This window comes from Mesorhizobium sp. M7A.F.Ca.US.005.03.2.1, from assembly GCF_003997795.1.
GTDB classification, from domain to species: Bacteria; Pseudomonadota; Alphaproteobacteria; order Rhizobiales; family Rhizobiaceae; genus Mesorhizobium; species Mesorhizobium ciceri.
Window position 1 is genome coordinate 1 of the sequence record NZ_RZRP01001301.1, and the last position, 1112, is coordinate 1112.

The following is a 1112-nucleotide window of genomic DNA, read 5'->3' on the forward strand; positions in this document are numbered from 1 at the left end:
ATCTATCGACCGGGCAGCGGCGCCGCGCGGCGATCGCCAGGCTTTTGGTCAGCCACCGGCCATTGTGGCTGCTGGACGAGCCGACGGCGGGGCTGGACAAGGCGGCGGAGGCGCGGTTTGCGGGGTTGATGGCGAGGCATTGCGCGGATGGCGGGATGATTGTCGCGGCGACGCATCTGCCGCTCGGGATCGAGGGGATGGAGTTGAGGATGGGGGAAGCCGGTTGATGGTGTCTGGGCGAAAGCATCTCAAACCATGCTAGCGCTCTTCCTGCGCGACATCCGCCTCAACATCCGTGCCGGCGGCGGAGCGCTGACCGGGGTCATCTTCTTCCTCGCCGTCATCGTCACCATCCCGTTCGGGGTCGGGCCGGACCTGAAGCTGCTGGCCCGCATCGGACCGGCCATCCTGTGGATCGGTGCGCTGTTGTCCTGCCTGCTCGGGCTCGACCGGTTGTTCCAGGCCGATCGCGAGGACGGTTCGCTCGATCTCCTGGTGCTCGGCAACGATCGCCAGATGCTGGCTCTGACAGTGCTGGTGAAATGCCTGGCGCATTGGGCGGGCAGCGTGCTGCCGCTGGTCATTGCGGCTCCCTTGCTCGGCCTGTTCATGAACATGGAGCCGCTCGGCATCGGCGCCACGGCGCTGACGCTGCTGGTCGGCACGCCGGCCATCACGTTCATCGGCGCCGCCGGTGCGGCGGTGGCGGTGGCGCTGCCGCGTGGCGGGCTGCTGATCTCGGTGCTGGTGCTGCCACTGACCATCCCGGTGCTGATCTTCGGCGTTTCGGCAAGCTATGGGGCGACCGCCAATCCCGACCCGTTTCTGCAGCCCTTCCTCATTCTTGCCGCGCTGACCCTGTTTCTTGGCGTGCTGGGTCCGGTCTCGGCGGCGCTGGCGCTGCGCCATGGCACGGATTGACGCGGCGTATGACTGCGGATTGCGAAGCCGACGGAGCGAGGCTAAGGAAAAGCATGTCTAGACTGGGCGACATGATCGGCTTGGAAGGCCCCACCTCAGCGGGGCCTGCCGCATGAGTGCGCATGCACTCTACGTGACCGCCGCCTATGGCATCACTGCCGTGGTGCTCGCCGGATTGATCGGCTGGATCC

3 protein-coding genes are annotated in these 1112 nt (G+C 66.7%); all 3 read left to right on the forward strand.

What is annotated here, in order from left to right; genetic code table 11:
- Positions 1–227, forward strand: a 227-nt coding sequence (locus EN991_RS37230) for an ATP-binding cassette domain-containing protein (RefSeq protein WP_127370573.1), incomplete at its 5' end; no start/stop codon positions are given.
- Between the two features lie 28 nt (positions 228–255).
- Entirely contained in the window at positions 256–921 is a 666-nt protein-coding gene (gene ccmB, locus EN991_RS37235) for a heme exporter protein CcmB (protein ID WP_013528830.1), read from the forward strand.
- 112 nt (positions 922–1033) lie between these two features.
- The coding region (gene ccmD, locus EN991_RS37240; RefSeq protein WP_127370574.1) for a heme exporter protein CcmD at positions 1034–1112 on the forward strand (79 nt) is incomplete at its 3' end.